General features: G+C 66.2%; 19 protein-coding genes and 1 pseudogene. 11 read left to right on the plus strand and 9 right to left on the minus strand.

Annotated features, from left to right (window positions below):
- Positions 1–112 precede the first annotated feature (112 nt).
- The 8 genes from CXZ05_RS04675 to CXZ05_RS04710 all read left to right on the plus strand — a co-directional run bounded on the left by CXZ05_RS04675 (position 113) and on the right by CXZ05_RS04710 (position 6,070).
- Positions 113–754, plus strand: a complete 642-nt coding sequence (locus CXZ05_RS04675) for a hypothetical protein (RefSeq protein WP_102971584.1) — start codon at positions 113–115, stop codon at positions 752–754.
- 93 nt (positions 755–847) lie between these two features.
- The gene (locus tag CXZ05_RS04680) at positions 848–1,309 is read left to right on the plus strand and encodes a hypothetical protein (protein ID WP_102971445.1); all 462 of its coding nucleotides are present in this window, start codon (positions 848–850) and stop codon (positions 1,307–1,309) included.
- Positions 1,310–1,388: 79 nt separating this feature from the next.
- Positions 1,389–1,856 (plus strand): SRPBCC family protein, encoded by a 468-nt coding sequence (locus tag CXZ05_RS04685; RefSeq protein ID WP_102971446.1) that lies wholly within the window; start codon positions 1,389–1,391, stop codon positions 1,854–1,856.
- A gap of 109 nt (positions 1,857–1,965) precedes the next feature.
- Positions 1,966–2,172: a hypothetical protein gene (locus CXZ05_RS04690; protein WP_102971447.1), complete on the plus strand. Its 207-nt coding sequence runs from the start codon at positions 1,966–1,968 to the stop codon at positions 2,170–2,172.
- A gap of 162 nt (positions 2,173–2,334) precedes the next feature.
- Positions 2,335–2,949 (plus strand): TetR/AcrR family transcriptional regulator, encoded by a 615-nt coding sequence (locus CXZ05_RS04695; RefSeq protein ID WP_258006443.1) that lies wholly within the window; start codon positions 2,335–2,337, stop codon positions 2,947–2,949.
- Between the two features lie 120 nt (positions 2,950–3,069).
- Positions 3,070–3,993 (plus strand): AEC family transporter, encoded by a 924-nt coding sequence (locus tag CXZ05_RS04700; protein WP_102971448.1) that lies wholly within the window; start codon positions 3,070–3,072, stop codon positions 3,991–3,993.
- 49 nt (positions 3,994–4,042) lie between these two features.
- Positions 4,043–5,209, plus strand: a complete 1,167-nt coding sequence (locus CXZ05_RS04705; protein ID WP_102971449.1) for a cytochrome P450 — start codon at positions 4,043–4,045, stop codon at positions 5,207–5,209.
- A gap of 57 nt (positions 5,210–5,266) precedes the next feature.
- Entirely contained in the window at positions 5,267–6,070 is an 804-nt protein-coding gene (locus CXZ05_RS04710; protein ID WP_102971450.1) for a hypothetical protein, read from the plus strand.
- Between the two features lie 101 nt (positions 6,071–6,171).
- On the opposite strand, the gene CXZ05_RS04715 is transcribed toward CXZ05_RS04710, so the two are convergent.
- The 3 genes from CXZ05_RS04715 to CXZ05_RS04725 form a co-directional block, all read right to left on the minus strand.
- On the minus strand, positions 6,172–6,654 hold the full coding sequence (locus CXZ05_RS04715; RefSeq protein ID WP_102971451.1) for a pyridoxamine 5'-phosphate oxidase family protein: 483 nt from the start codon (positions 6,652–6,654) through the stop codon (positions 6,172–6,174).
- A gap of 100 nt (positions 6,655–6,754) precedes the next feature.
- Positions 6,755–8,269 (minus strand): APC family permease, encoded by a 1,515-nt coding sequence (locus CXZ05_RS04720; RefSeq protein WP_102971452.1) that lies wholly within the window; start codon positions 8,267–8,269, stop codon positions 6,755–6,757.
- A gap of 52 nt (positions 8,270–8,321) precedes the next feature.
- The gene (locus CXZ05_RS04725; RefSeq protein ID WP_102971453.1) at positions 8,322–9,746 is read right to left on the minus strand and encodes an NAD(P)/FAD-dependent oxidoreductase; all 1,425 of its coding nucleotides are present in this window, start codon (positions 9,744–9,746) and stop codon (positions 8,322–8,324) included.
- 144 nt (positions 9,747–9,890) lie between these two features.
- Between CXZ05_RS04725 and CXZ05_RS04730 the strand changes: the two genes are divergently transcribed.
- Entirely contained in the window at positions 9,891–10,598 is a 708-nt protein-coding gene (locus CXZ05_RS04730) for a TetR/AcrR family transcriptional regulator (RefSeq protein WP_102971454.1), read from the plus strand.
- Between the two features lie 72 nt (positions 10,599–10,670).
- A complete protein-coding gene (locus CXZ05_RS04735) occupies positions 10,671–11,255 on the plus strand; it encodes a hypothetical protein (protein ID WP_102971455.1) in 585 nt (194 codons plus the stop codon).
- Between the two features lie 12 nt (positions 11,256–11,267).
- On the opposite strand, the gene CXZ05_RS04740 is transcribed toward CXZ05_RS04735, so the two are convergent.
- The 6 genes and pseudogenes from CXZ05_RS04740 to CXZ05_RS04765 form a co-directional block, all read right to left on the minus strand.
- The gene (locus CXZ05_RS04740; protein WP_102971456.1) at positions 11,268–13,454 is read right to left on the minus strand and encodes a bifunctional diguanylate cyclase/phosphodiesterase; all 2,187 of its coding nucleotides are present in this window, start codon (positions 13,452–13,454) and stop codon (positions 11,268–11,270) included.
- Positions 13,455–13,792: 338 nt separating this feature from the next.
- Positions 13,793–14,911 (minus strand): FAD-binding oxidoreductase, encoded by a 1,119-nt coding sequence (locus tag CXZ05_RS04745; RefSeq protein WP_102971457.1) that lies wholly within the window; start codon positions 14,909–14,911, stop codon positions 13,793–13,795.
- 108 nt (positions 14,912–15,019) lie between these two features.
- Positions 15,020–16,063, minus strand: coding sequence for a Gfo/Idh/MocA family oxidoreductase (locus CXZ05_RS04750; protein ID WP_102971458.1), 1,044 nt, complete (start codon positions 16,061–16,063; stop codon positions 15,020–15,022).
- The gene (locus CXZ05_RS04755) at positions 16,063–16,833 is read right to left on the minus strand and encodes an amino acid ABC transporter ATP-binding protein (RefSeq protein WP_102971459.1); all 771 of its coding nucleotides are present in this window, start codon (positions 16,831–16,833) and stop codon (positions 16,063–16,065) included. The genes CXZ05_RS04750 and CXZ05_RS04755 overlap by 1 nt, the downstream gene beginning before the upstream one ends.
- Positions 16,834–16,937: 104 nt before the next feature.
- Positions 16,938–17,618: pseudogene (locus tag CXZ05_RS04760) on the minus strand (amino acid ABC transporter permease); the annotation flags it as partial.
- Between the two features lie 99 nt (positions 17,619–17,717).
- The gene (locus tag CXZ05_RS04765) at positions 17,718–18,584 is read right to left on the minus strand and encodes an ABC transporter substrate-binding protein (protein WP_102971586.1); all 867 of its coding nucleotides are present in this window, start codon (positions 18,582–18,584) and stop codon (positions 17,718–17,720) included.
- A 176-nt stretch (positions 18,585–18,760) separates the two neighbouring features.
- On the opposite strand from CXZ05_RS04765, the gene CXZ05_RS04770 reads away from it, so the two are divergent.
- Complete coding sequence (locus CXZ05_RS04770; protein ID WP_102971461.1) at positions 18,761–19,837, plus strand: LacI family DNA-binding transcriptional regulator; 1,077 nt, start codon at positions 18,761–18,763, stop codon at positions 19,835–19,837.
- The last annotated feature ends 11 nt before the right edge of the window (positions 19,838–19,848 follow it).

Consider the following 19,848-nt stretch of genomic DNA (forward strand, 5'->3'; position numbering starts at 1 on the left):
ACGCCGCACGGCCGCCGCTGCAAACCGCCCCATTGACCGGCGCTTCCGTATCCGCTGCAATTTAAGTGCGGCCCGAATTGCCGGGCAGCGCCCGTCCTTGGGAGGTGCAGTGGTGCCCGCAGTTTCCGAAGCCGCCCCCTGGGGGCTGCTGCAACTGGTCCTCTGGAGCGCAGTGCTGGCGGCCGCAGTCGCCTGCACGGTTTTCATCGTGCGCCATCACTTAAAGACGTCCGACGGCGACAGTCCAGACCTGCTGTTCTGGGACCTGTTCGGCGGCGCGGTGGTGATCGCCCCGGCCCTGCTCATCCCCGCGGTTGCCTCGCCGTCTGCGGGCCTGGCCCTGGTCGCCGTGGCAGGGGTGAGCGGCCTGGCCGCCTACCGCAGCAGCCCTGCGGTGCTCACCTGGTACGAAACCCGGCGGCGCCGGCGGGTGGACGGCCCGCTGTGCCGGGCGGCCGCCGTCGTGCATGAAGAGATCGTTGGACGCTGGGCGCGCTACGAACTCGACCCCGCGCTGGCCATCAGCTATCCGGACCTTGCGGACGTCGCACGGCCTGAGACCGCTGATTTTGTGAAGGCCCTGCGGGAAGCGGAGTCGCTGAAAGCTGCCTGGGATTCCGGCTACCCGCATGCCGTGGACCGCCTCGGCCAGGCGCTGGACCGCGCGGAAACCGCAGCGGGAGTCCCGGCGAGCCTGCGGCCAGCCCCAATCTCACAGCCCGCGAGGTTCACAGGCACAGCACAGCGGCGGTGAAGCCGCATCACACACCCGAATCGGACTATTTTCCCAGGCCGCACCAGCGGCCGGCCCGGTCTTTCGCCGGGCCCGGAGAATAGGAGATTCACAATGGCCACAATCAACAAGATGACGGCAGGGATAGTCCTTGCCGCCGCCGTCGGAGGCGGGGCAATCGGCGCCGCGGCCCTGCCCGCCATGGCGGACAGCAGCACGGCATCCTCGACGGCGACGTACGCGCAGGGCGGCTACGGCGACGCCGGTGGCAGCGGCGGCGGTAACAGCGGCGGATCCCGGGGCCAGCACCAGGCGAACGGGAAGACCGAGGAAATCCTGACCGGCGATACCGCGGCCAAGGTCGAGGCCGCCGTCAAGGCCGCCCAGCCCGGCGCCACCATCGAACGGATGGAAACCGACGCCGATGGCGCCACCTACGAAGCCCACATCACCAAGGCGGACGGCACCCGTGCCACCGTGTTGCTGGATGCGAACTTCGCAGTTACCGGCACCGAGGAGGGCATCGGCGGGCGCAGCGGTCCGCGGGGCTCCGGCGACGCCACCGCCAACGGCTAGCGGCGGCTGCAACAGCGGCCCGCTGCATCCCATCGGGTTGCAGCGGGCCGGTTGAGAGGACCGGCCGTAGGATGAGGCCATGTCAACGTACTCAGTCTCTCGCAGCACAGTCATCCCCGCCCCGGCCAAGGACGTGTTTCCGCTGGTCAACAGCTTCCGCGAGTGGACCAAATGGTCGCCTTGGGAGTCCGTGGACCCGGACATGAAGCGCACCTACTCCGGCGCAGAATCCGGCGTCGGCGCCAAGTATGCCTGGAGCGGCAACCGCAAGGCCGGTGCCGGCACCATGGAGATCGTCGAGTCGAAGGAGGCTGACGTCGTCCGGATTCGGCTCGAGTTCACCAAGCCGTTCGCCGCAGTCAACCCCACTGCCTTTACGTTCGTTCCGGAGGGTGGAGGAACCCGTGTCACCTGGACCATGGTCGGCGAGCACAAGGGCATCGGCAAGGTATTTGCGCTGTTCATGAACATGGACAAGATGGTGGGCGGCGACTTCGAGAAGGGCCTGGCATCCCTGGCTTCTGCAGTCGGGCACAGGCAGGCTTAGTCTGCGGTTCCTCGGTCACGGGTTCTTGCCCGGCACTTGTTCGAAGGGCCTTTTTCCGGAAAGGTAGTAAGCACCCTTAGCAGTTCCGGAAATCGCAGAGGAGAACACCATGCAGATCGACAAGTCCCAGATCCTCGAATTTCTCAAGTCCCGGGGCGACAACGACAAGGCCGCACAGGCCGAAAATGAGCTGCCGGACCAAGTGGACACCGACCAGCACGCCGGGCTGCTCTCCAAGCTCGGCATCAATCCTGCCGACCTGCTGGGCAAGCTTCCCGGCGGGCTGGGGGACAAGCTTGGGGGCCTCGGGCTGTAGCCGTATCGAGATATGGCTCGGACCGGCTCCGGCCGGGCCGCAGTACCGAAAAGACGGGTTTCCCGCGATTAAGCGGGGAGCCCGTCTTTTCTGGGTGCGCTGACGCTCGACTATCGTCTAAACAGAGCACTGATCGACGTCAACGAGGGAGGGGCAGGACGCATGAAGCCAGAAGCTGCGCCGCGGCAGCGCCGCCTCCGGCAGGATTCGATCCGCAACCAGCAGGAACTCGTGGTGGCTGTCGGCGAGCTTCTCCGCGAGGACCCGGGCTCGGCAACCATGCCTGCCGTGGCAGAACGCGCTGGCCTCTCCCTGGCAACGGCCTACCGGTACTTTCCGACGCTCGATGAGCTTCACCGCAAGTTCATGCTGAGCGTCATTGACGAGCTTTACGAGTCGACGAAGGGCCTGAAAAGCACCGGAATGGACCTCTTCCAGGACACCATGGCGCAATGGCTCAAGGTCGTGGCCGAGTACGGCCCCGCCATGGTCCTTGTCCGTTCCCGCGAAGGGTTCCTAACCAGGCTAAAGGCCGGCGAACCCCACGCCCATGCCCTAGAACGGGTATGGGGGCCACCCGTCCGGCAGTTGCTCGAGGAAGCCAACATTGGCTGGGACCAGCTTCCTTACGCACTTTCCCTGTTCAACGCCATGTTCAACTCCAGGGAGATCATGGATTTCCGGGCGGTGGCAAGCATGCCGGACGAGCAACTCGTGCAGCGGTGCAGCCGCCTCTACTGGAGCGCCATTCAGGGATTGCGCAGCACAGAAGACTGACCGGCCGCCCCTGGCCGCCAAGCCTTCCGGACGCCGTCCAGCGCTAAATAACACTGTAGTCTTAGATAAGCCCCGACCGCCGGCGTCGTAAGGGGGAACCGGACGATTGAGGACAGCGGCTTGGATGGAGTCTTAAAGGGATTCTTTGTGGTGGGCATGGTCCTGCTCGTCGGCTACATTCTGGCCAGGACAAACGCCCTCGGGCCGCACGGGACGAAGGTACTGTCCACCCTGACCTTCATGGTCGGGCTGCCGAGCCTGATGTTCTCCACGATCGCTTCGCGGCACATCTCCGAAGTCCTCAGCCAGACAGGCCTCATCTCCGTCGTCACGGCACTTTGCTGCATGGCGCTGTTCGCGCTCAGCGGGGCAATCGGCAGGTGGGGCGTCCGGCGCACCACGGTCGGTGCGCTGGCCACAGGAATCGTCAACTCCACGAACCTCGGCGTTCCGTTGTCCCTGTATATTCTCGGCAGTGCCACGTTCGTCACGCCGATCATGCTGTTCCAACTGGCGCTCGTGACCCCCGTGGCGCTGACCATCCTGGACCTGACCGATCCTGACGGGAAAAGAACGTCTGTGTGGAGCATCCTGTCCACTCCCCTGCGCAACCCCGTCACGGTGGCAGCCATCCTCGGCGTCATTGTCAGCGCGGCCGGGATTGAACTTCCGGCCCTGGCGCTGGATCCTCTGAAGCTGGTGGCCCAGCTGACGGTTCCGCTGATGCTGATCATCTTCGGCATGTCGCTCCACGGCCTGTCACCGCGCCAAGGTTCGGAGGACCGCGTCCCCACGCTGTTCGCGGTGGTTCTCAAGTCGGCCGTCCAGCCGGCTCTAGCGTGGCTGCTGGCCGTGTTTGTGTTCCACCTCGATACCTTCAGCACCTTCGTTGTCACGGCCTGCGCCATCCTTCCCACCGGGCAGAACGTGGTCCTTTACGCAGTCCGGTACGGCGTGGGCCAGAACCTTGCGCAATCCACGGCCGTCATTACATCGGCTTTGGCCATCCCCCTGCTTCTGGGGGCGGCCTGGCTGTTTGGCTGACTCCTGCCCAGCTACAGACGGCGGCCGCACTCCCGGAATAAACTCTGCCATGGACTTCGTGAACAGTGATGGGCCTTCGTTGGATCCCTTCCCGCAGTACGAAAAGATGCGGGAGCGCGCACCCGTATTCCAGGACGAGGCATCCGGAAGCTGGCATGTCTTCAGGTACGACGACGTCCAGCGGGTTTTGTCCGAACACGGGACGTTCTCTTCAAGGATGGGAGGCGATGATCCATCCGAGACGGGCCAGCTGTTCGCGGCGAGCCTGATCACCGCCGACCCGCCCCGGCACCGGCAGTTGCGCTCCCTCGTGACCCAGGCGTTCACCCCGAAAGCAGTGGACGGCCTAGCGCCGCGCATCTCGGCCCTGACGGAGGAGCTGCTGGACGGGATTGCTTCCCAGGGTTCAGCGGACCTCATCGCCGAACTGGCCTACCCGCTGCCAGTGATCGTGATCGCGGAGCTCATGGGCATCCCCGCCGAGGACCGCGACCGCTTCAAGCACTGGTCCGATGTGATCGTCAGCCAGACGCAGACCGGAGCGCAGACTGCCGACCACAGCTCCACCAACCGGGAAATGACCGAGTACTTCCTGGCCCTCATCGAACACCGCAGACGCCAGCCCGGAACTGATCTGATCAGCAACCTGCTCGTGGCCGAGATCGACGGGCAAAAGCTGAGCGTGGCCGAACTGCTGGGCTTCTGCAGCCTCCTGCTCGTGGCCGGCAACGAAACCACCACCAACCTGATCGGCAACGCGGTCCTCAGTTTCACCGAACAGCCCGGAACGATGGAACGGCTCCGCGCCGAGCCCTCCCTGCTTCCCCACGCCATAGAAGAAGTGCTGCGCTACCGCTCCCCCGTCCAGTCGATGTACCGGGTGACAGCCACGGACACCACCCTCGGCGACGTCCACGTCCCGGCCGGCGCCCCGCTGGTTGCCTGGATCGGTTCAGCCAATCGCGATGAGCGCCAATTCCGTGAACCCGAACAGTTCGACATCGACCGGACGCCAAACCGGCATCTCGCCTTCGGCCACGGCATCCACTTCTGCCTCGGTGCCCCGCTGGCCAGGCTCGAAGCCAGGATCGCGCTGCAGGGCATTCTGGACCGGCTCCCCGGACTGGCCCTCCCCCCGGGAGCCCGTCTCGTACGGATGGACAGCACCATCATTTACGGAGTCAAGGAGCTGCCCGTCAGCTGGACCACCTCTTGACCCGGCCGGGATTGGAACGGATGCTGGTTCCTTCGTTTACCGCCCCGAGGAAGGCCGATGATGTCCGCTACTCGATCAGTTCTGTCCAGGTTCCGATGGCTTCCGGCGCTGGCCGTCACTGTCATGCTGATGCTTCAGGCCGTCCCGGCCGAGGCAGCCGCCGCGGGAGTCGGCAATGACGTTTCGTGGCCCCAGTGCGGCAAGGCGCTGCCGAAGGGACCGGCTTTCGGGATCGTGGGGGTCAACAACGGCCTCGCGAACACCACGAACCCGTGCCTGGCCACCCAACTGACCTGGGCCGGGTCCTCGTCGGGCACCACGGGGCAGCCCAAAGTGCAGCTGTACGTCAACACCGCCAACCCCGGTCTGGCGGGCAGCTGGTGGCCCACCAGCAACACGTATGCCGGCACCAAGGTCTTCAACCCCTACGGCGACTGCAAAGCGAACGACGTCGGTCCGGCCTGCTCCTACATGTACGGCTGGGCCAAGGCCTACGACGATGCGTACATCCGCGGCATCAGTAACCCTTCCGCCTACACCTGGTGGCTGGATGTGGAAACCGGGAACTCCTGGTCCGGCGACAAGGTTGCCAACCGGGCAGACCTGGAGGGCATGGTCGCCTTCTTCAGCAGCATCAACGCGAAAACCGGGATCTACTCCACCGCCACGCAGTGGTCCCAGATTGCCGGCACCGTTCCCGCAGCCAGCCCGCTGTTCACGCTTCCCAGCTGGCTGGCCGGGGCAAGGACCCTGACCGCGGCCACCCGCAACTGCTCCAACGCCGCTCTGACCGCCGGCGGCAGTGTCTCACTCACCCAGTATGTCTCCGGCGGCTACGACTACGACTACTCCTGCATTTGACGTAGCTCCAGCCGGCAACCCAACACAACAACGCGGGGTCACTTTCCGCCCAATCCGGACCTCCGAATGGGCGCTGAGTGACCCCGCGTTGCAGTTTGGAGTTACAGTTCGACGGTGCCGCTTTCGCCGACACTCATTCGGCTGTGGGTGACCCTCGACTTGACCCACTGCAGGACCGTCGCCGCAGTCCCGCCGGGGCTGGTCCAGTACTCCGCGGAGTCGGAGTCCACGCGCAGCAGGACTACCTCGGGGGTGTCCGGCCCGTCCGGGAACCAGGCCTCGACGGACTGGTTCCACAGTTCGCGGATCTTGGTCCGGTCGCGTACCACTTCGGCAGTCCCGGCAACCGAGACCCACTCGGTCCGCTTGCCGAAGGACACGTTGACCCTGGCATCGGCAGTCACGTGCGCCACCTGAGAGGTTGCCTCCCCGGTGAAGAACCACATGTCGCCGTCGTCCTTCACGTCCTGGACGGCCAGCGGCCGGCTGACCAGGGCGCCTTCTTCATTGATGGTGGTGAACATTCCGATGTGGGAATCGTTGATGATGTCCGTGACCTTGCTGATGCTTTCCGTGCCCGTCATGCTGTCACCTCGTTCTGCTCGAGTACGTTCTCAGTACGTTCAGTTGGACCGGGTCAATGCCCCAGCAGCCACTCTATTAGTAAGTGTGCTTAGTTTCCAGTCAGAGCCCCCGTGCCAGCACCTTGCCCTTGAAGAACTCGGGCCGGATCCGGGCCAGCACCAGCATCGTGACCACGCCAAGCAGAATGACGCCCATGCCCAGGATGAACACCATGCCCACGCCTCCCACCGACGAACCGGAACCGTACTCCGGGTCCATGGAGTCGTACGCCGTCTTGACGAACATCACCAACAGGATCACCCCGCCCAGCAGCGGAGCCAGGAACTTGAAGAGGAAAGCCCGTGCGCTGCTGAACGCCACTGCCCGGAAGAACCAGACACACGCGAGCGCCGTGATCCCGTAGTAGAAGCAGATCATCATGCCCAGCGCGGTGATGGTGTCCCACAGCGCATTCTCGGACGTGGTCCGGGTGATGACATAGAACGCCGCCGCGGCAACAGCCGCCGCAACCGTGGCGTAGCTCGGTGACTTGAAGGTGGGGCTGACCCTGCCGAACTTCCCGGGCAGGGCTTTGTAGTGGCCCATAGCCAGCAGCGTCCGGGCCGGGGAGACGAACGTGGACTGCAGCGACGCCGCGGAACTGCTGAGGATGGCCAGCGACATCAGGATGGCGAACGGCCCCATGACCGGCCCGGACAGGACCGCGAAGATGCTGGACTGGTTGTCCGGATTGCCGGTGCCCAGGCCGGCCTCCCCCACACCCGCGAAGGACAGGGTGGCCAGCGCGGCCGTCATGTAGATGGCCACGATGACGACGACGGTCACCGTCGCCGCCCGCCCGGGGGTCTTCTCAGGGTTCCGCGTCTCCTCATTCATGGTCAGGGTCACGTCCCAGCCCCAGTAGATGAAGATCGACAGTGACACCCCGGCCGCAAAGGCGGAGAAGGAGTCCACGGCGAAGGGGTTGAACCAGTCCGGCGAGATGGCCGTGGCGTCGAAGGCGGTCCCGTTGGCCACGTGCACGAACGCGGAGACGGCGAACCACCCCAGCACCAGCAGCTGGAACCCTACCAGGACGTACTGGACGCCCTTGGTGGTTTCCATGCCGCGGTAGGAGATCCAGCACGCCGCCGCGATGAACACCAGGGTGGTGGCGATGTTCAGCGGCAGATTCTTTGACAGCTCAGCGATCCCGGGATCGCCGAGCAGCTGGGCGAGCATCAGGTAGAAAAAGTCGACGGCGACCGCCGCCAGGTTGGACAGCACGATGATGGTGGCGGCGATCAGCCCCCACCCTCCCATCCAGCCGATCCACGGGCCAAAAGCACGCGTTGCCCACGTGAAGGAGGTTCCGGCGTCGGGCATTGCGTTGTTCAGCTCCCGGTAGCCGAGCGCCACCAGCAGCATGGGGATGAATCCCACCAGGAAGACCGCCGGTAGGTGCACGCCGACCTCGGACACGGTGGGGCCCAGGGCCGCGGTGAGCGTGTACGCCGGCGCGATGCAGGACACCCCGATCACCACGGCCCCGATCAGCCCGACAGACCCGGCCTTGAGGCCCTTTTCACTCAGGGTTTTGTGCGCGTCCGGGGTGACGGCAGCTTTTGTACTCATGGAATTGCCTCTTGTCATTCATCCTTGAATGGGGGGATGCGCGGCTGCGCTATTAGCCGACGGCGGCCGTTGCGTTCGCCAGTTCAGGCTCACCCTGCGTTTCGGCGGACGCGGCAGCTGCGGCGATGCGGGCTGCGGTGGACTGGCCCATGCGGACCGCCCCGTCCACATGCTGGTAGCCTTCGGCAGCGAGATCGGAGGAGCACCAGTAGATGGGCCCGACGGCTGCGTGCTGGTCCTTGCCGTAGCGGTGCAGCCCGCCGAGGTCGTAGCTGGCGGCGTAGGCGCCGCGCGTCCACTCTTCCGAGCCCCAGTCGGACTCGTAGTACACCTCAGGCTCCAGGGCCTTGTCCCCCAGGAAGCCGGCGATCGATTCCAGGACGGCGCGCTTGCGGTCTTCGGCACCCAGCTCGAAGACGGCGTCGGCCTTTTCATCAGAGATGAAGCCCACGAGCGTTCCGCGGGTGTCGCCGTGGTTGGTGTTGTCGTAGACCTCCTGGACCAGCGAGCCAGCGCCGAACCCGGTGCCGGAGAGCCCGTCCTCGCGCCAGAAGGGCGTGCTGTAAACGGCGTGCACCTTGATGACCAGGCCGAGGGACTGGTGTTGGTGCATCTGGTGCTGGCGGCGCGGCAGCGGCGGGTTGAAGGAAACCCGAGAGTACAGGTTGGGCGGCACGGCCATGATCACGAAGCGCGCGTTCACCGCGGCCCGGTCAGAGACGGCGGTGACGCGGTGGCCGCTGCCGCCGTCGGCCTCCCAATGGATGGTGCGCACCGGGCTGTTAAGGACTACGTCGGTCCCAAGTTCCGCTGCCTGCAGCAGGGAAACCTGCTGCATCCCGCCGATAACCCGCTTGTCCAGGATGAAGTCCTCATCCGTGAGGTGGGAGAAGGAACCCGCGGAGGCGGCCATCAGGACGGCCTGCAGGGCGGAGAACGCGTGGGCCGGCTTGGTGAGCATGCCGCCGGCGATGAAGAGCCCGATGTTGTTGCAGGCTTCCTCGTCCGGGGAGTTCTGGCGCAGCCAGTGGTGGAAGGAGATGGTGTCCAGCTCCCGGGCCTTGGGGTGCGCCCACGGTTCGGCGGGGCCGACCTCGGCCGCCAGTTCATCCAGCAGTGCGATGAGCTTGTCCATCTCGGCAGCCGTGGTGGCGCTGACAGGGAACATGTCGCCGGTGTAGCGGACCGGCGAGCCATCCGCCCCGACGTAGACGGACTCGCCTTCGCGGTAGCGGGAGTACGTTTTCAGGCCGAGCTCGTCCAGCAGGGCCAGCAGGGCGGTCTGGTCCGGCGATACCCACTGGCCGCCGATCTCGAGCATGGCACCGTCCACGGTGTCGGTCCACGTCCGGCCGCCCACGCGGTCACGGGCTTCCAGCACGGCGACGGTCAGGCCGGCCTTTTTCAGTTGCCGGGCGGCGGTCAGGCCGGAGGGGCCGGCGCCGACGATCACTACGTCGCGGTCAAGATTCAGCATGATGTCCTTTCTCTGTGGCCGCTTAAGTAATGCGAACCACTAAATGAATGCCATTCATTTATAAGAACTATAGAGCCTTTGGCCAAGGAGCGGAAGAGGCTGATGGAATAATGCGAAGGACGTTCACCCGGAGAAAGGTCAGCCATGCCGGCATCACCCGCCGTAGCAACAGCCGGTTCAGCAACAGCTGGCTCAGCAACAGATGGCCAAGGCAGCCGGCGCCGCGCCGGACGCCCCGTGGGAGGCGTGCTGGACAAGGCCGGCATCACGGAAGCCGCCCTGCGGCTGATCGAGAAGAAGGGCTACGACGGCCTCACCATGGCCGCACTGGCCCGCTCACTGAACGTCGCGCCGTCGGCCCTTTACAACCACGTGAAATCCAAGCGGGACGTGCTCCTGCTGGTCGAGGACCATCTCGCCTCCCTCGTGGATGTCTCGGCGTTCGGTGCCGGCCCATGGGAGGATGCCGTCCGGACGTGGGCCTGGAGCTACCGCGACGTGTTCTCCCAGCACACCCCGCTGATTCCGGTCATTGCCGTACTGCCCGTCACCGACGCGCCGCAGACCCTGGCCATGTATGAAACGGTCAGCGCCGGCTTCCGCGACGCCGGTTTTCCCGAGGAGCGGATCGTCTCCTCCATCGTCGCGCTGGAATCCTTCATCTTCGGCTCGGCCTACGACGTCACGGCACCGGCGGACATCTTCGATCCCGGAACCATGGCGGAGGCGACACCCAGCTTCACGGGTGCCGTCCGGAGCCTGGCCGAGCAGGGGCATGAACGGCCGGCCGACGTCGCCTTCAGCCTCGGCCTTGAGGCGCTGATCAGCGGGCTGGGCGGCCTGCGCGGCTGATCCCATTTCCCACACCGCTCGAGGCGACTAAAATTCCTTAATACGCAACGTTGCGAGCTCAAGGACGGCGCCATGACCGTGTTCGACCCGGAATCGCTGTTCTTTGAGTACAAGCTCCGGTACCGCGGCACGCCGGGCCTGAATCATGACCCCTCGGACTATCCCCTGCGCTGGGAAGTCGCGGTGAGCTGCCCAAGTCCCACTCCCGGCGGCGACCAGGAGCGGCAACTGGGGAGCGCCGTCGTCCAGGTTGTTCCCAAAGCCGGCATGATCAACCTTTTCCTCACCACCGGCAAGGCCGACCGGGAGATGGCCAAGGCCGTTGAGATGCTCACCATGGACCGTCCGGACCTGATCAGGGAGTACCTGCAGGACGGCGGGGACCTGATGATCGTCTCCTCGCTCGAGATCTCCCCGGAGTACCGCGGCGGCAGGACGGGCTACTCGGTGCTCAACGCCATCGTCGAAACGGTTGGCCGGTCCGTGAACCTGGTGGTGGTCCACGCTGCGCCAACGGACGGCGAAGGGTCCCCGCCGGAGGACTCGCCGGCGTATGACGAGGCCAAATCGGCGCTGCGGGCGTACTGGAAGGACTTCGGGTTCGAGGACGCCGCGGGCGACTACCTCGTGTTCTTCCACAAGAAAATCCTGGCCTGACAAGCGCGCGGGCTACAGCGCAGACACGGTGAACCAGTGGTCCAGCTCGGCGGCAGGAACGGGGCGGAGGATATGGAATCCCTGCGCCTGGTCGCAGCCGTAGCTGGCCAGCTTGTCCAATGCACCTGCGTCCTCCACCCCTTCGGCAACCACCGTCAGGCCAAGGCTGTGCGCGAGGTTGATCGTGGAGGCCACCAGGGCGGCAGCCCGCGGGTCCTCTGTCATCGAAACGATGAAGGAGCGGTCAAGCTTCAGCTCATTGATGGGCAGATCCCGGAGGTAGGCCAGCGAACTGTAGCCCGTGCCGAAGTCGTCAATGGCCACCCGTATGCCGCGGGACTGCAGCCCGGACAGGATATCCCTGGCGCGGACACGGTCCGGCATCATGAAATCCTCGGTGATCTCGACCATGAGCGCCGACTCCTCGAGGCCCCGCTCCTTGATCATGGCGGCAATCCGGTCCGGCAGCTCTGCGTCGATGAGTGAGCTGGCCGAGAGGTTTGCAGCCACGGTCATTGGCCTGCCCTGCAAATGCCAGGCGGCTGCCTGATCCAGGGCCAGGGTAAGCACGCGGTCATTCAGGGCGTTCATGAGCCCGCCCTCCTCCGCCAGCAGAAGAAACGAACCGGGGGCCAGCAGTCCGTGCCGGGGATGGTTCCAGCGGACCAGCGCTTCCACGCCCTTCGCTTCCCCCGTGAGCGCGTCCACCTTGGGCTGGTAATGCAGCACGAGCTGATCCTCGATGAGCGCGGCGCGGAGCTCCTGGAGCATCCTCAGCCGCTCTTCCCCGGGACTGTGGTCCTCACTGGCGTACACGTGCCTCCCACTGCGCGAGGATTTAGCCCGGTACATGGCCGTGTCCGCCTTGCGCAGCAGTGTCTTCAGGTCCTCCCCCTGCTCCGGGGACAGGGCGATGCCGACGCTCACACCAACCTGAAGGGCAATGCCCCTCAGCGTGAGGGGCTCACTCAGGGCTGCCCGGAGCCGGTCGGCGAGCTGCAGGGCCTCGTGCTCGCCGGCATCAAGGAGGAGAATGGCAAATTCGTCCCCGCCCAGCCGGGCTATCAGGTCATCGGGGCCCAGGCATCGGCGAAGCCGTTCGCTGACCTGGATCAGCAACCGGTCCCCCACGTCGTGGCCCAGGCTGTCGTTGATTTCCTTGAATCTGTCTGCGTCCAGCAGGAGGAAGGCGCACGGTGCACCCTGCCGCGCCTCGAGCACGGCGGGACCGTCGGTGTACAGCGCCCGCCGGTTTGGCAGCCCCGTCAGTTCGTCCGTCCTGGACTGCCGGCGCACCTCGGCGAGGGTGACCAGCTGGCGGAAGGCCAACTGGGTCCGGATGCCCGCGGACACCAGGGTGGCCGCGGCGAGCCCGACGGCGAGTTCCGGCACCGGGATCCCGGTTCCCACGATCAGGACCCCGAGCCCGGCGGCGGTGGCAACCATCGGAACCGACGGCGTCCACGAGCCTTCACCGGCACCTTGGGCTTTTTCCTCCTGCCGGGCGAACCCGTCCGCCCAGGTTGCGATGAGGCACAAACCCGCCGTCCAGCCGGCATCCAGCGGCGTGCCGAGGACGTAGGCATCCGTGGCCAGCCTGGAGGCGTAGGCAACGTCAGCGGCGGCGAACACCGTGAGCCCCAGCATCAGAGTTGCCCCGCTACGGGCCGTGGCAAGGCCCGGTACGGCCGCCATTCCGGCGGTCACCGCCAGAACGATGAGATCCAGGAGAGGGTACGCCACAGCTACGGCTGTAGCCAGTGAGGAAAACCCGCCCGCGGCCGAGAGCAGCGGGCTGAGCAGAACCACCAGGACGGAGGCGGCACCGAGTGAGCCGACGACGGCGTCCAGCAGCACGGAACGCGCCAGCCGCTGGCGCAGCGGGAGCAAATAGACGAACAACCCGCCAAGTGCGAGCGGGTAAAACAGCAAGTAGCCAATATCCGCAGGCGACGGGAAGGGCAGCGAGCTTGCCCCCGCGAGGGCGGCCACGTAGTAGGTGCTCCCCGCCGCAAACGCAGACAACGCCATCGCCACCAGGGCGAGTGCCCAGTGGTCCTTGGCGCGATAGGCCGCCAGCCAGGCCACGGCCGCGGGCGCCCACGCCGCTGGCACGCCGATCCAGACGTTCACAAGCGGACTGAACCCATCGCGGTCCAGCAGCAAGCCAGCCAGGTACAGGCCCAGCAACACCCACATGAGCCACAACAGGCTGCGCCGCGGACCCTTCCCGCGGCCCAGTGGATGGCCGTTTGGAATCTCGCCTGTTTTCATCCGCCCCCCAGCATCAGATGCGCCCAGCAGCACCCGACGGGTACAAGGCAACCACATGTGACTCGTATCGTACGGCACGGGCAGGTTTCATCCGATAGCCGTCTCGTGATTGTGACCGCCTCTTGACTTCTGGTTACCGGCCGGTAGCTTTAGGGAAGCACTCCGGGACCCCAGACACCCGGAGGATTCGCCAAAGAAGCCCCGCATCGCCCCTTCACGGACGGTGCGGGGCTTCCGCTTCGCTAGCTTAGGAAAACCGGCCGTCAGGAAAACCGGGCCGGACGGAACGTGGACAGCATGGGGTGCCTGTCGCCGGTCAGGATCTCGCCGGCGAGGAGTTCGCCGACAACGAGCCCCAGCGTGGCACCGGAGTGGGTGAACGCCACGAAGCAGCCGGGCACCTGGCCAAGCTCGCCCAGCACCGGCTCGCCGTCACCCGGAATAGGCTTGTAGCCGATCTTCCAGCTCGCGGGCTTCAGTTCAGGGTTGCCGGCAATGAGCTTGGAGGCCTCGTCGGCTAGTTCCTGGACCACGTCGTCCGGGATGCTGAACGAACCGTCCGCATGCTCCGTGATGTGTTCCTCGTACCAGTCGTGGTCCAGGGCAAAGGTGCTTCCCGGGTTGGGGCGCACGGCGGCACGCGGCGTGTTCATCACGGCTTTGACGTCGTGCTCCACCGGCTTGGTCAGCACCAGCATCGACACCGGGGACCCGTTGGGGATTTCCACGCCCAGGGGGGCGACGACGGAGGGTGTCGCCGCACCGCACGCCACCAGTACCGCGTCGGCGTCGTACGTCCCTCCCGCCGCCGTCTCGACGCCCACCGCCCGCCCGCCGTCGACCACCACGGACGACTTGCCGGCATTCAGCACCAGCCGGCCGCCGCGCTCGTGGAACTCCTCCATCAGGAGGTCCACCAGGGCAGGCAGGCTGACCCAGCCCTCGCCGGGGTTGAAGATGGCGTTTTCCGGAACGGCCCCCGCGTCGATGCCGGGCGTGAACCCGGCAATCTGTTCCGGTTCCAGCAGCTTGGAGTCGTAGCCGATGGACTTCTCGTAGGCGTGGCGGGCCTCAGTGGCCTCCCGCTGCCCGGCGGCGTTCCACATCAGGCCGCCGCCGAACTGCAGCCACTCCCGGCCGGGGTCGGCTGCGAAGAGCGTGCGGTACCGGTCGACGCCGGCGAGGCGGAGCAGGTGGTAGGGCGTGGACCGTTCACCGGCGGAGTTAAGCCAGGAGAGCGAACGTCCGGTGGCTTCGCTGGCCAGGCCGCGTTCGGTCAGCAGCGTCACGGATGCGCCTTCGCGGAGCAGGTGGACAGCGGTGGAGACGCCCAGGATGCCGCCGCCGATGATGGCGACGTGCTTGGTGGCGGTGGAGGACATGAGTTCTCCCTTTCTCTGGATTTTGGACACGGTTGATAAGGACGCGAAGCCGCGTCCCTAATGGGTGGGACGGCGAGTCGCCGCAGGAGTGATGGCTGGCGCTAAGGCTCAGGCCAGCGCGTGGATGCCTTCGATGACCTTGAGGACTTCGAGCGGCCCGGCAGGGTCGACGGGCAGCGGCCCTTCCCCGCGCAGGGCAGCGGCGAGCTGGACGTAGAACTCGGGGTACGCGCCGCGCTCTGCGGGAACCGGATCGGCGGCGCCGTCCACGCCCAGAAGCCCCCAGGATTCCCGGGGATCGGCGCCGTAGGCCGGATCCGACGGCGTCATGCCGGCCGCGAGGGCGGGCTCCTGGCCGTCCAGGCCCCACTTCGTGTAGCCGGCTTCGGAGCCGAGGACGTGGAAGCGCGGGCCCACCTGGGCTGCCATGCCGTTCATCCACAGCCTGGTCCGGACGCCGGACCCGTGAAGCAGGGACACGAACGCCTCCGTGTCTGCGGCCTCGGGATCGGATCCGCGGTTGGCCGTCTCGCCGTAGCTCTTTTCCACCGGGCCGAACAGCTGGACGGCCTGGTCGATCAGGTGCGCGCCGAGGTCGTGAAGGATTCCGCCGCCCTGGGCAAGCGAGACGCTGTCCCGCCAGTTTCCAAAGCCTTCGGGCCGCCACCATTCGAACCGTGATTCGAAGGTGCGCACCTCGCCCAACGCGGACTCCCGCAGCAGCTTCTGCAGGGTCAGGAAGTCGGCGTCCCACCGGCGGTTCTGGAACACCGTGAGCTGCACCCCGCCGTCGGACGCCAGGGCGATCAGTTCCGCCCCCTGGGCGGAGGTGGGCACGAACGGCTTGTCCACCACCACGTTGAGGCCGTGCGCGATGGCCGCGGCCGCGAGGTCGAAGTGGGTGTGCGGCGGGGTACCCAGGATGACGAGGTCCAGGCCGTCAGCCTGCGCGAACATCTCCTCCGGCGTCGGAACGATGCGTGCCTGCGGGTAGAGCCGGGCCGCATCGGCGGCCCGTGCCGGGTCCGCCGTCACGATCACGTCCAGTGAGTACTGCGGATCCGCCGCGATCAGCGGCGTGTGGAAGACCTTGCCGGAGATCCCAAAGCCGACGACGGCGGTCCGGATGGGTGCCGCTGTAACGTTTCCCATCACAGCACCTCCGAGAGGAAGCGTTGCAGGCGTTCGCTGCGCGGGTTATCGAAGAGCTCGGCGGGGGTGCCGACCTCCACGACTTCGCCTTCGTCCATGAAGACCACCTGGTCCGCTACCTTGCGGGCGAAGCCCATCTCGTGGGTGACCACGAGCATGGTCATGCCGCGTTTCCCGAGCCCTGCCATGAGGTTCAGGACACCCTTGACCAGTTCCGGGTCCAGGGCGCTGGTGGCTTCGTCGAAAAGCATTACTTCCGGTTCCATGGCCAGCGCACGGGCGATGGCCACGCGCTGCTGCTGCCCGCCGGACAGGTCGCGGGGCCGGTGGTCTGCGCGTTCGGCCAGCCCTACTTCGGCGAGGCCGCGGCGGGCGCGTTCGCTGGCTTCTGCCTTGGACATTCCCTTGACGCTCCAGAGCGCCAGGGCGACGTTCTCGAGCGCGGTGTGGTCCGGGAAGAGGTTGAAGTGCTGGAACACCATGCCGATGCGGGCGCGCAGGATGTCCGGCTTGACCTGCAGGGCGCTTTCGCCGGCCAGCTGCACGTCCCCGCTCTTGGGTTCGTGCAGGCGGTTGACGCCGCGCAGCAGGGTGGACTTGCCCGAGCCCGAGGGGCCGATGATGCAGGTGGTGGTGCCGGGGGCCACGTTCAGGCTGACGTTCCGGAGGACCTCGATGTCCCCGTAGGCCATGGTCAGGTTTCGCAGCTCCAGGCTGGAGCCGTGGAAGGTGTGGACACTGGCGGGCGTGGTGTTGCTTGCGAGGCTCATGTGTTGCTCCCGGTGATCAGCGGCGAGGCCGCGTCGAGTTCGGTGACTTCCTTCAGTCCGGACGTGGGCGGGGTCGGCCGGCGGCGTCCGGTGCGGAAGCGGCTGTCGAAGTAGTTGACCAGGTGGGTCAGGGGCACCGTGATGACGAGGTAGAAGATGCCGGCCATGACCAGGGGCGAAAGGTTTCCGGAGAGGACGGCGGCGTCCTGGCCCACGCGGAAGAGTTCGCGTTCGCTGACCAGCAGGCCCAGGAAGTACACCAGGGAGGAGTCCTTGACGATGGCAATGAACTGGTTCACCAGGGCCGGCAGGACCCGGCGGACGCCCTGCGGCACCACCACCAGGGCCATGGACTTGGCGTAGCTCATGCCCAGTGCCCGGCAGGCCTCGCCCTGGCCCTTGTCGACGCTTTGGATGCCGGCGCGGAAGATTTCGCCGATGTAGGCGCTGGCGATCAGGCTCAGCGCGATGATTCCCAGCGGGTACGGCGAGGGCCCGAAAATCGACTGGCTGAAGCGGGCGAAGCCCTGGCCGATCAGCAGGATGGTGAGGATGGCCGGCAGGCCGCGGAAGAGGTCCGTGTAGATCCGGGCCGGGACCCGCAGCCATTTGGACGGTGAGATGCCCATGACCGCGACGACCATGCCGAGTGCGACGCCGATAATGGTGGCGGCGACGGAGATGATCAGTGTGTTCAGAAGGCCAACCCCGAGGAGTTGGGGCAGCACCTCGAGCATTGCTTCAAAGTCGAAGAAGGTGCGGCCGATGATGTTGAGCCAGTCCATTGAGTGCTCTCAGACGTTAGTTGTTTGGTTCGGGTGCCGGGCGGGCTGTGGAAGCAGCCCGCCCGGCGGAGGCCGGTGTTGAACCGGCCCGGCTGCCGCTTACTTGCTTGCGGTCGGCGCCGGAGTGGCGGTCTGCTCGGCCTTGGGCAGGTACTGCTCCGGCATCGGGGAGCCCGGGAACCACTTCTGGTAGAGCTTCTTCCAGGTGCCGTCTTCCATCGCTGCCGCGAGACCCTTGTTGAGGGCCTCTTTGAAGGCTGGCTTGTCCTTGGCGATGGCGAAACCTGCAGGGGCGTCGAAGGACGGAATGTCCGCCGCACTGACCAAGCCGTACTGCTCCTGGTAGGCCTTGGCGGCCTCGTAGTCCAGGAAGTGGGCGTCCACAGAGCCGCTGTTGACGGCGGAGATGGCGGTGTTGTTGTCCGGGAAGCGCACCAGGTTGGCGGACGTGAAGTTCTTCACGGCGTAGGCCTCCTGGAGGGTTCCCTGGACCACGCCCAGGCGCTTGCCGTTCAGGCCGTCGACGTCCTTGATGCCCGAGGTCTTGGTGGTAATGACCGTCAGGTAGCCGGCAAGGTAGCCCTCGGAGAAGTCAACGGTTTCCTTGCGCTTGTCCGTGATCCCGATCGCGGCCACGCCGACGTCGAACTGGCCGTTGGCCACGGCGGAGAGCAGCCCGGAGAAGTCCTGGCCGGTGAAGACCACTTTGTCCACGCCGGCGCGGTGGGCCACGTCCTTGAAGAGTTCCACGTCGAAGCCGGTGAAGTTACCCTGCGCGTCGGTGAAGGTGTACGGCTTCGAGTCGCCCAGGCTTGCCACGCGGATGGTGCCCGGCTCAATCAGGCCGTACGGGTTCTCGGCGGGGGCCGAACTGGCCGGCGAGGAGCCGCCGCAGCCGGAGAGGGCGAGGATTGCCGCCAGGGCCGCCGCAGCCACCGCTGCCGGGCGGAAGTTCAGTTTGATCACAGCGTTGTCCAATCGTGGGAGGGAAAGCGGTGCTGTCAGGGGCCGCTCAAGGATTTGGTCGATGGGGTCTTGCTGAGTCCGGTCTCAGTCCCTACGATTGAGACCGGACTCACATCGGTTGCTAGAAATGTAGCGGAACTCACAGTCCGCGTCAACAGCCCCTCTGAAAGGTGAACATGAGCAGTGACGGAGCAAGACGCCGGGACGTAACAGTCGCGGACGTCGCAAAAGCTGCCCAGGTGTCAAAGGCCCAGGCGGCACGCGCTTTGGGTAACTACGGGGCCGTCAGCGACGACGTCCGTGAGCGGGTACTCGCGGCCGCGGAGGAGCTGGCCTACCGGCCCAACGAGCTGGCACGCAGCATGAACACGGGCAAATCGCACACCATCGGCGTGGTGGTGGGCGACATCGAGAACCCGCATTTCGGCCTGGCCACCAGAGGGATCACGGACACCGCCAAGAAGAGCGGGTTCAACGTCATCCTGATCAACACGGACGAGAACACCGCGGCCGAAGTGGAAGCTGTCAGCGTGCTGCTCGACAAGAGGGTCGACGGCCTGATCGTCGCGCCGGCGTCGTCCGTGGAGACGCAGCACCTGCGGCGGGTCCACGAGTCAGGCCGGCCGCTGGTGCTGTTGGACCGCTCGGCTGACGGCCTCACAGTGGAGACTGTCGCCGTCGACATGGCCGCCATCTCGTATGAATCCACCCAGTACCTCCTCGACGCCGGGCACCGCCGGGTGGCCTTCATCTCGACACTGCGCACCGGCGCCGGGTATTCCGCGGGAACCCGGCTGGATTCATCGCAGATCTCGGACCGCCTGGAAGGGATGCGGCAGGCCTTTGCGGACGGGGGATGCCAGTTCCCGGAGGACCTCGTGCGGCTCAACGCCGGCGATGCGGGCTCTGTCCGGAACCTCACACGCGAGGTGCTGCTGGGCGCTGACCCGGCTACCGCCGTCGTGGCTTCCGACGGACTGATTGCCCTCAGCGTGGTGGAAGCCATCCAGGAGATGGGACTTCGAATCCCGGATGACGTGTCGTTCCTGATGTACGACGACTTCGCCTGGACCCGGCTGACCACGCCGCCCCTGACGGTGGTGGCGCAGCCTGTCTACGACATGGGGGCCGCGGCGGCGAGCGCCCTGATCAGGCAGATCGAGGGCCGCCCGCCTCTGGCCCCGGCGCCGGAGTTCAACGCCACGCTGGTCCGCCGGGGCTCGGTGGGTGCGGTGGCGGTGCCGGCACGTTAGGTGCCGGACCC

This window comes from Arthrobacter sp. AFG20 (genome assembly GCF_002892795.1).
Taxonomy (GTDB): domain Bacteria; phylum Actinomycetota; class Actinomycetes; order Actinomycetales; family Micrococcaceae; genus Arthrobacter.

What these genes read in the sequence shown, in the direction of transcription:
- CXZ05_RS04680 (WP_102971445.1), top strand. Translation starts at nt 848, where the DNA reads ATGGCCACAATCAACAAGATGACGGCAGGGATAGTCCTTGCCGCCGCC.
- CXZ05_RS04685 (WP_102971446.1), top strand. Translation starts at nt 1,389, where the DNA reads ATGTCAACGTACTCAGTCTCTCGCAGCACAGTCATCCCCGCCCCGGCC.
- CXZ05_RS04690 (WP_102971447.1), top strand. Translation starts at nt 1,966, where the DNA reads ATGCAGATCGACAAGTCCCAGATCCTCGAATTTCTCAAGTCCCGGGGC.
- CXZ05_RS04695 (WP_258006443.1), top strand. Translation starts at nt 2,335, where the DNA reads ATGAAGCCAGAAGCTGCGCCGCGGCAGCGCCGCCTCCGGCAGGATTCG.
- CXZ05_RS04705 (WP_102971449.1), top strand. Translation starts at nt 4,043, where the DNA reads ATGGACTTCGTGAACAGTGATGGGCCTTCGTTGGATCCCTTCCCGCAG.
- CXZ05_RS04710 (WP_102971450.1), top strand. Translation starts at nt 5,267, where the DNA reads ATGATGTCCGCTACTCGATCAGTTCTGTCCAGGTTCCGATGGCTTCCG.
- CXZ05_RS04715 (WP_102971451.1), bottom strand. Translation starts at nt 6,654, where the DNA reads ATGACGGGCACGGAAAGCATCAGCAAGGTCACGGACATCATCAACGAT.
- CXZ05_RS04720 (WP_102971452.1), bottom strand. Translation starts at nt 8,269, where the DNA reads ATGAGTACAAAAGCTGCCGTCACCCCGGACGCGCACAAAACCCTGAGT.
- CXZ05_RS04725 (WP_102971453.1), bottom strand. Translation starts at nt 9,746, where the DNA reads ATGCTGAATCTTGACCGCGACGTAGTGATCGTCGGCGCCGGCCCCTCC.
- CXZ05_RS04730 (WP_102971454.1), top strand. Translation starts at nt 9,891, where the DNA reads ATGCCGGCATCACCCGCCGTAGCAACAGCCGGTTCAGCAACAGCTGGC.
- CXZ05_RS04735 (WP_102971455.1), top strand. Translation starts at nt 10,671, where the DNA reads ATGACCGTGTTCGACCCGGAATCGCTGTTCTTTGAGTACAAGCTCCGG.
- CXZ05_RS04740 (WP_102971456.1), bottom strand. Translation starts at nt 13,454, where the DNA reads ATGTGGGTGTTGCTGGGCCTGTACCTGGCTGGCTTGCTGCTGGACCGC.
- CXZ05_RS04745 (WP_102971457.1), bottom strand. Translation starts at nt 14,911, where the DNA reads ATGTCCTCCACCGCCACCAAGCACGTCGCCATCATCGGCGGCGGCATC.
- CXZ05_RS04750 (WP_102971458.1), bottom strand. Translation starts at nt 16,063, where the DNA reads ATGGGAAACGTTACAGCGGCACCCATCCGGACCGCCGTCGTCGGCTTT.
- CXZ05_RS04755 (WP_102971459.1), bottom strand. Translation starts at nt 16,833, where the DNA reads ATGAGCCTCGCAAGCAACACCACGCCCGCCAGTGTCCACACCTTCCAC.
- CXZ05_RS04770 (WP_102971461.1), top strand. Translation starts at nt 18,761, where the DNA reads ATGAGCAGTGACGGAGCAAGACGCCGGGACGTAACAGTCGCGGACGTC.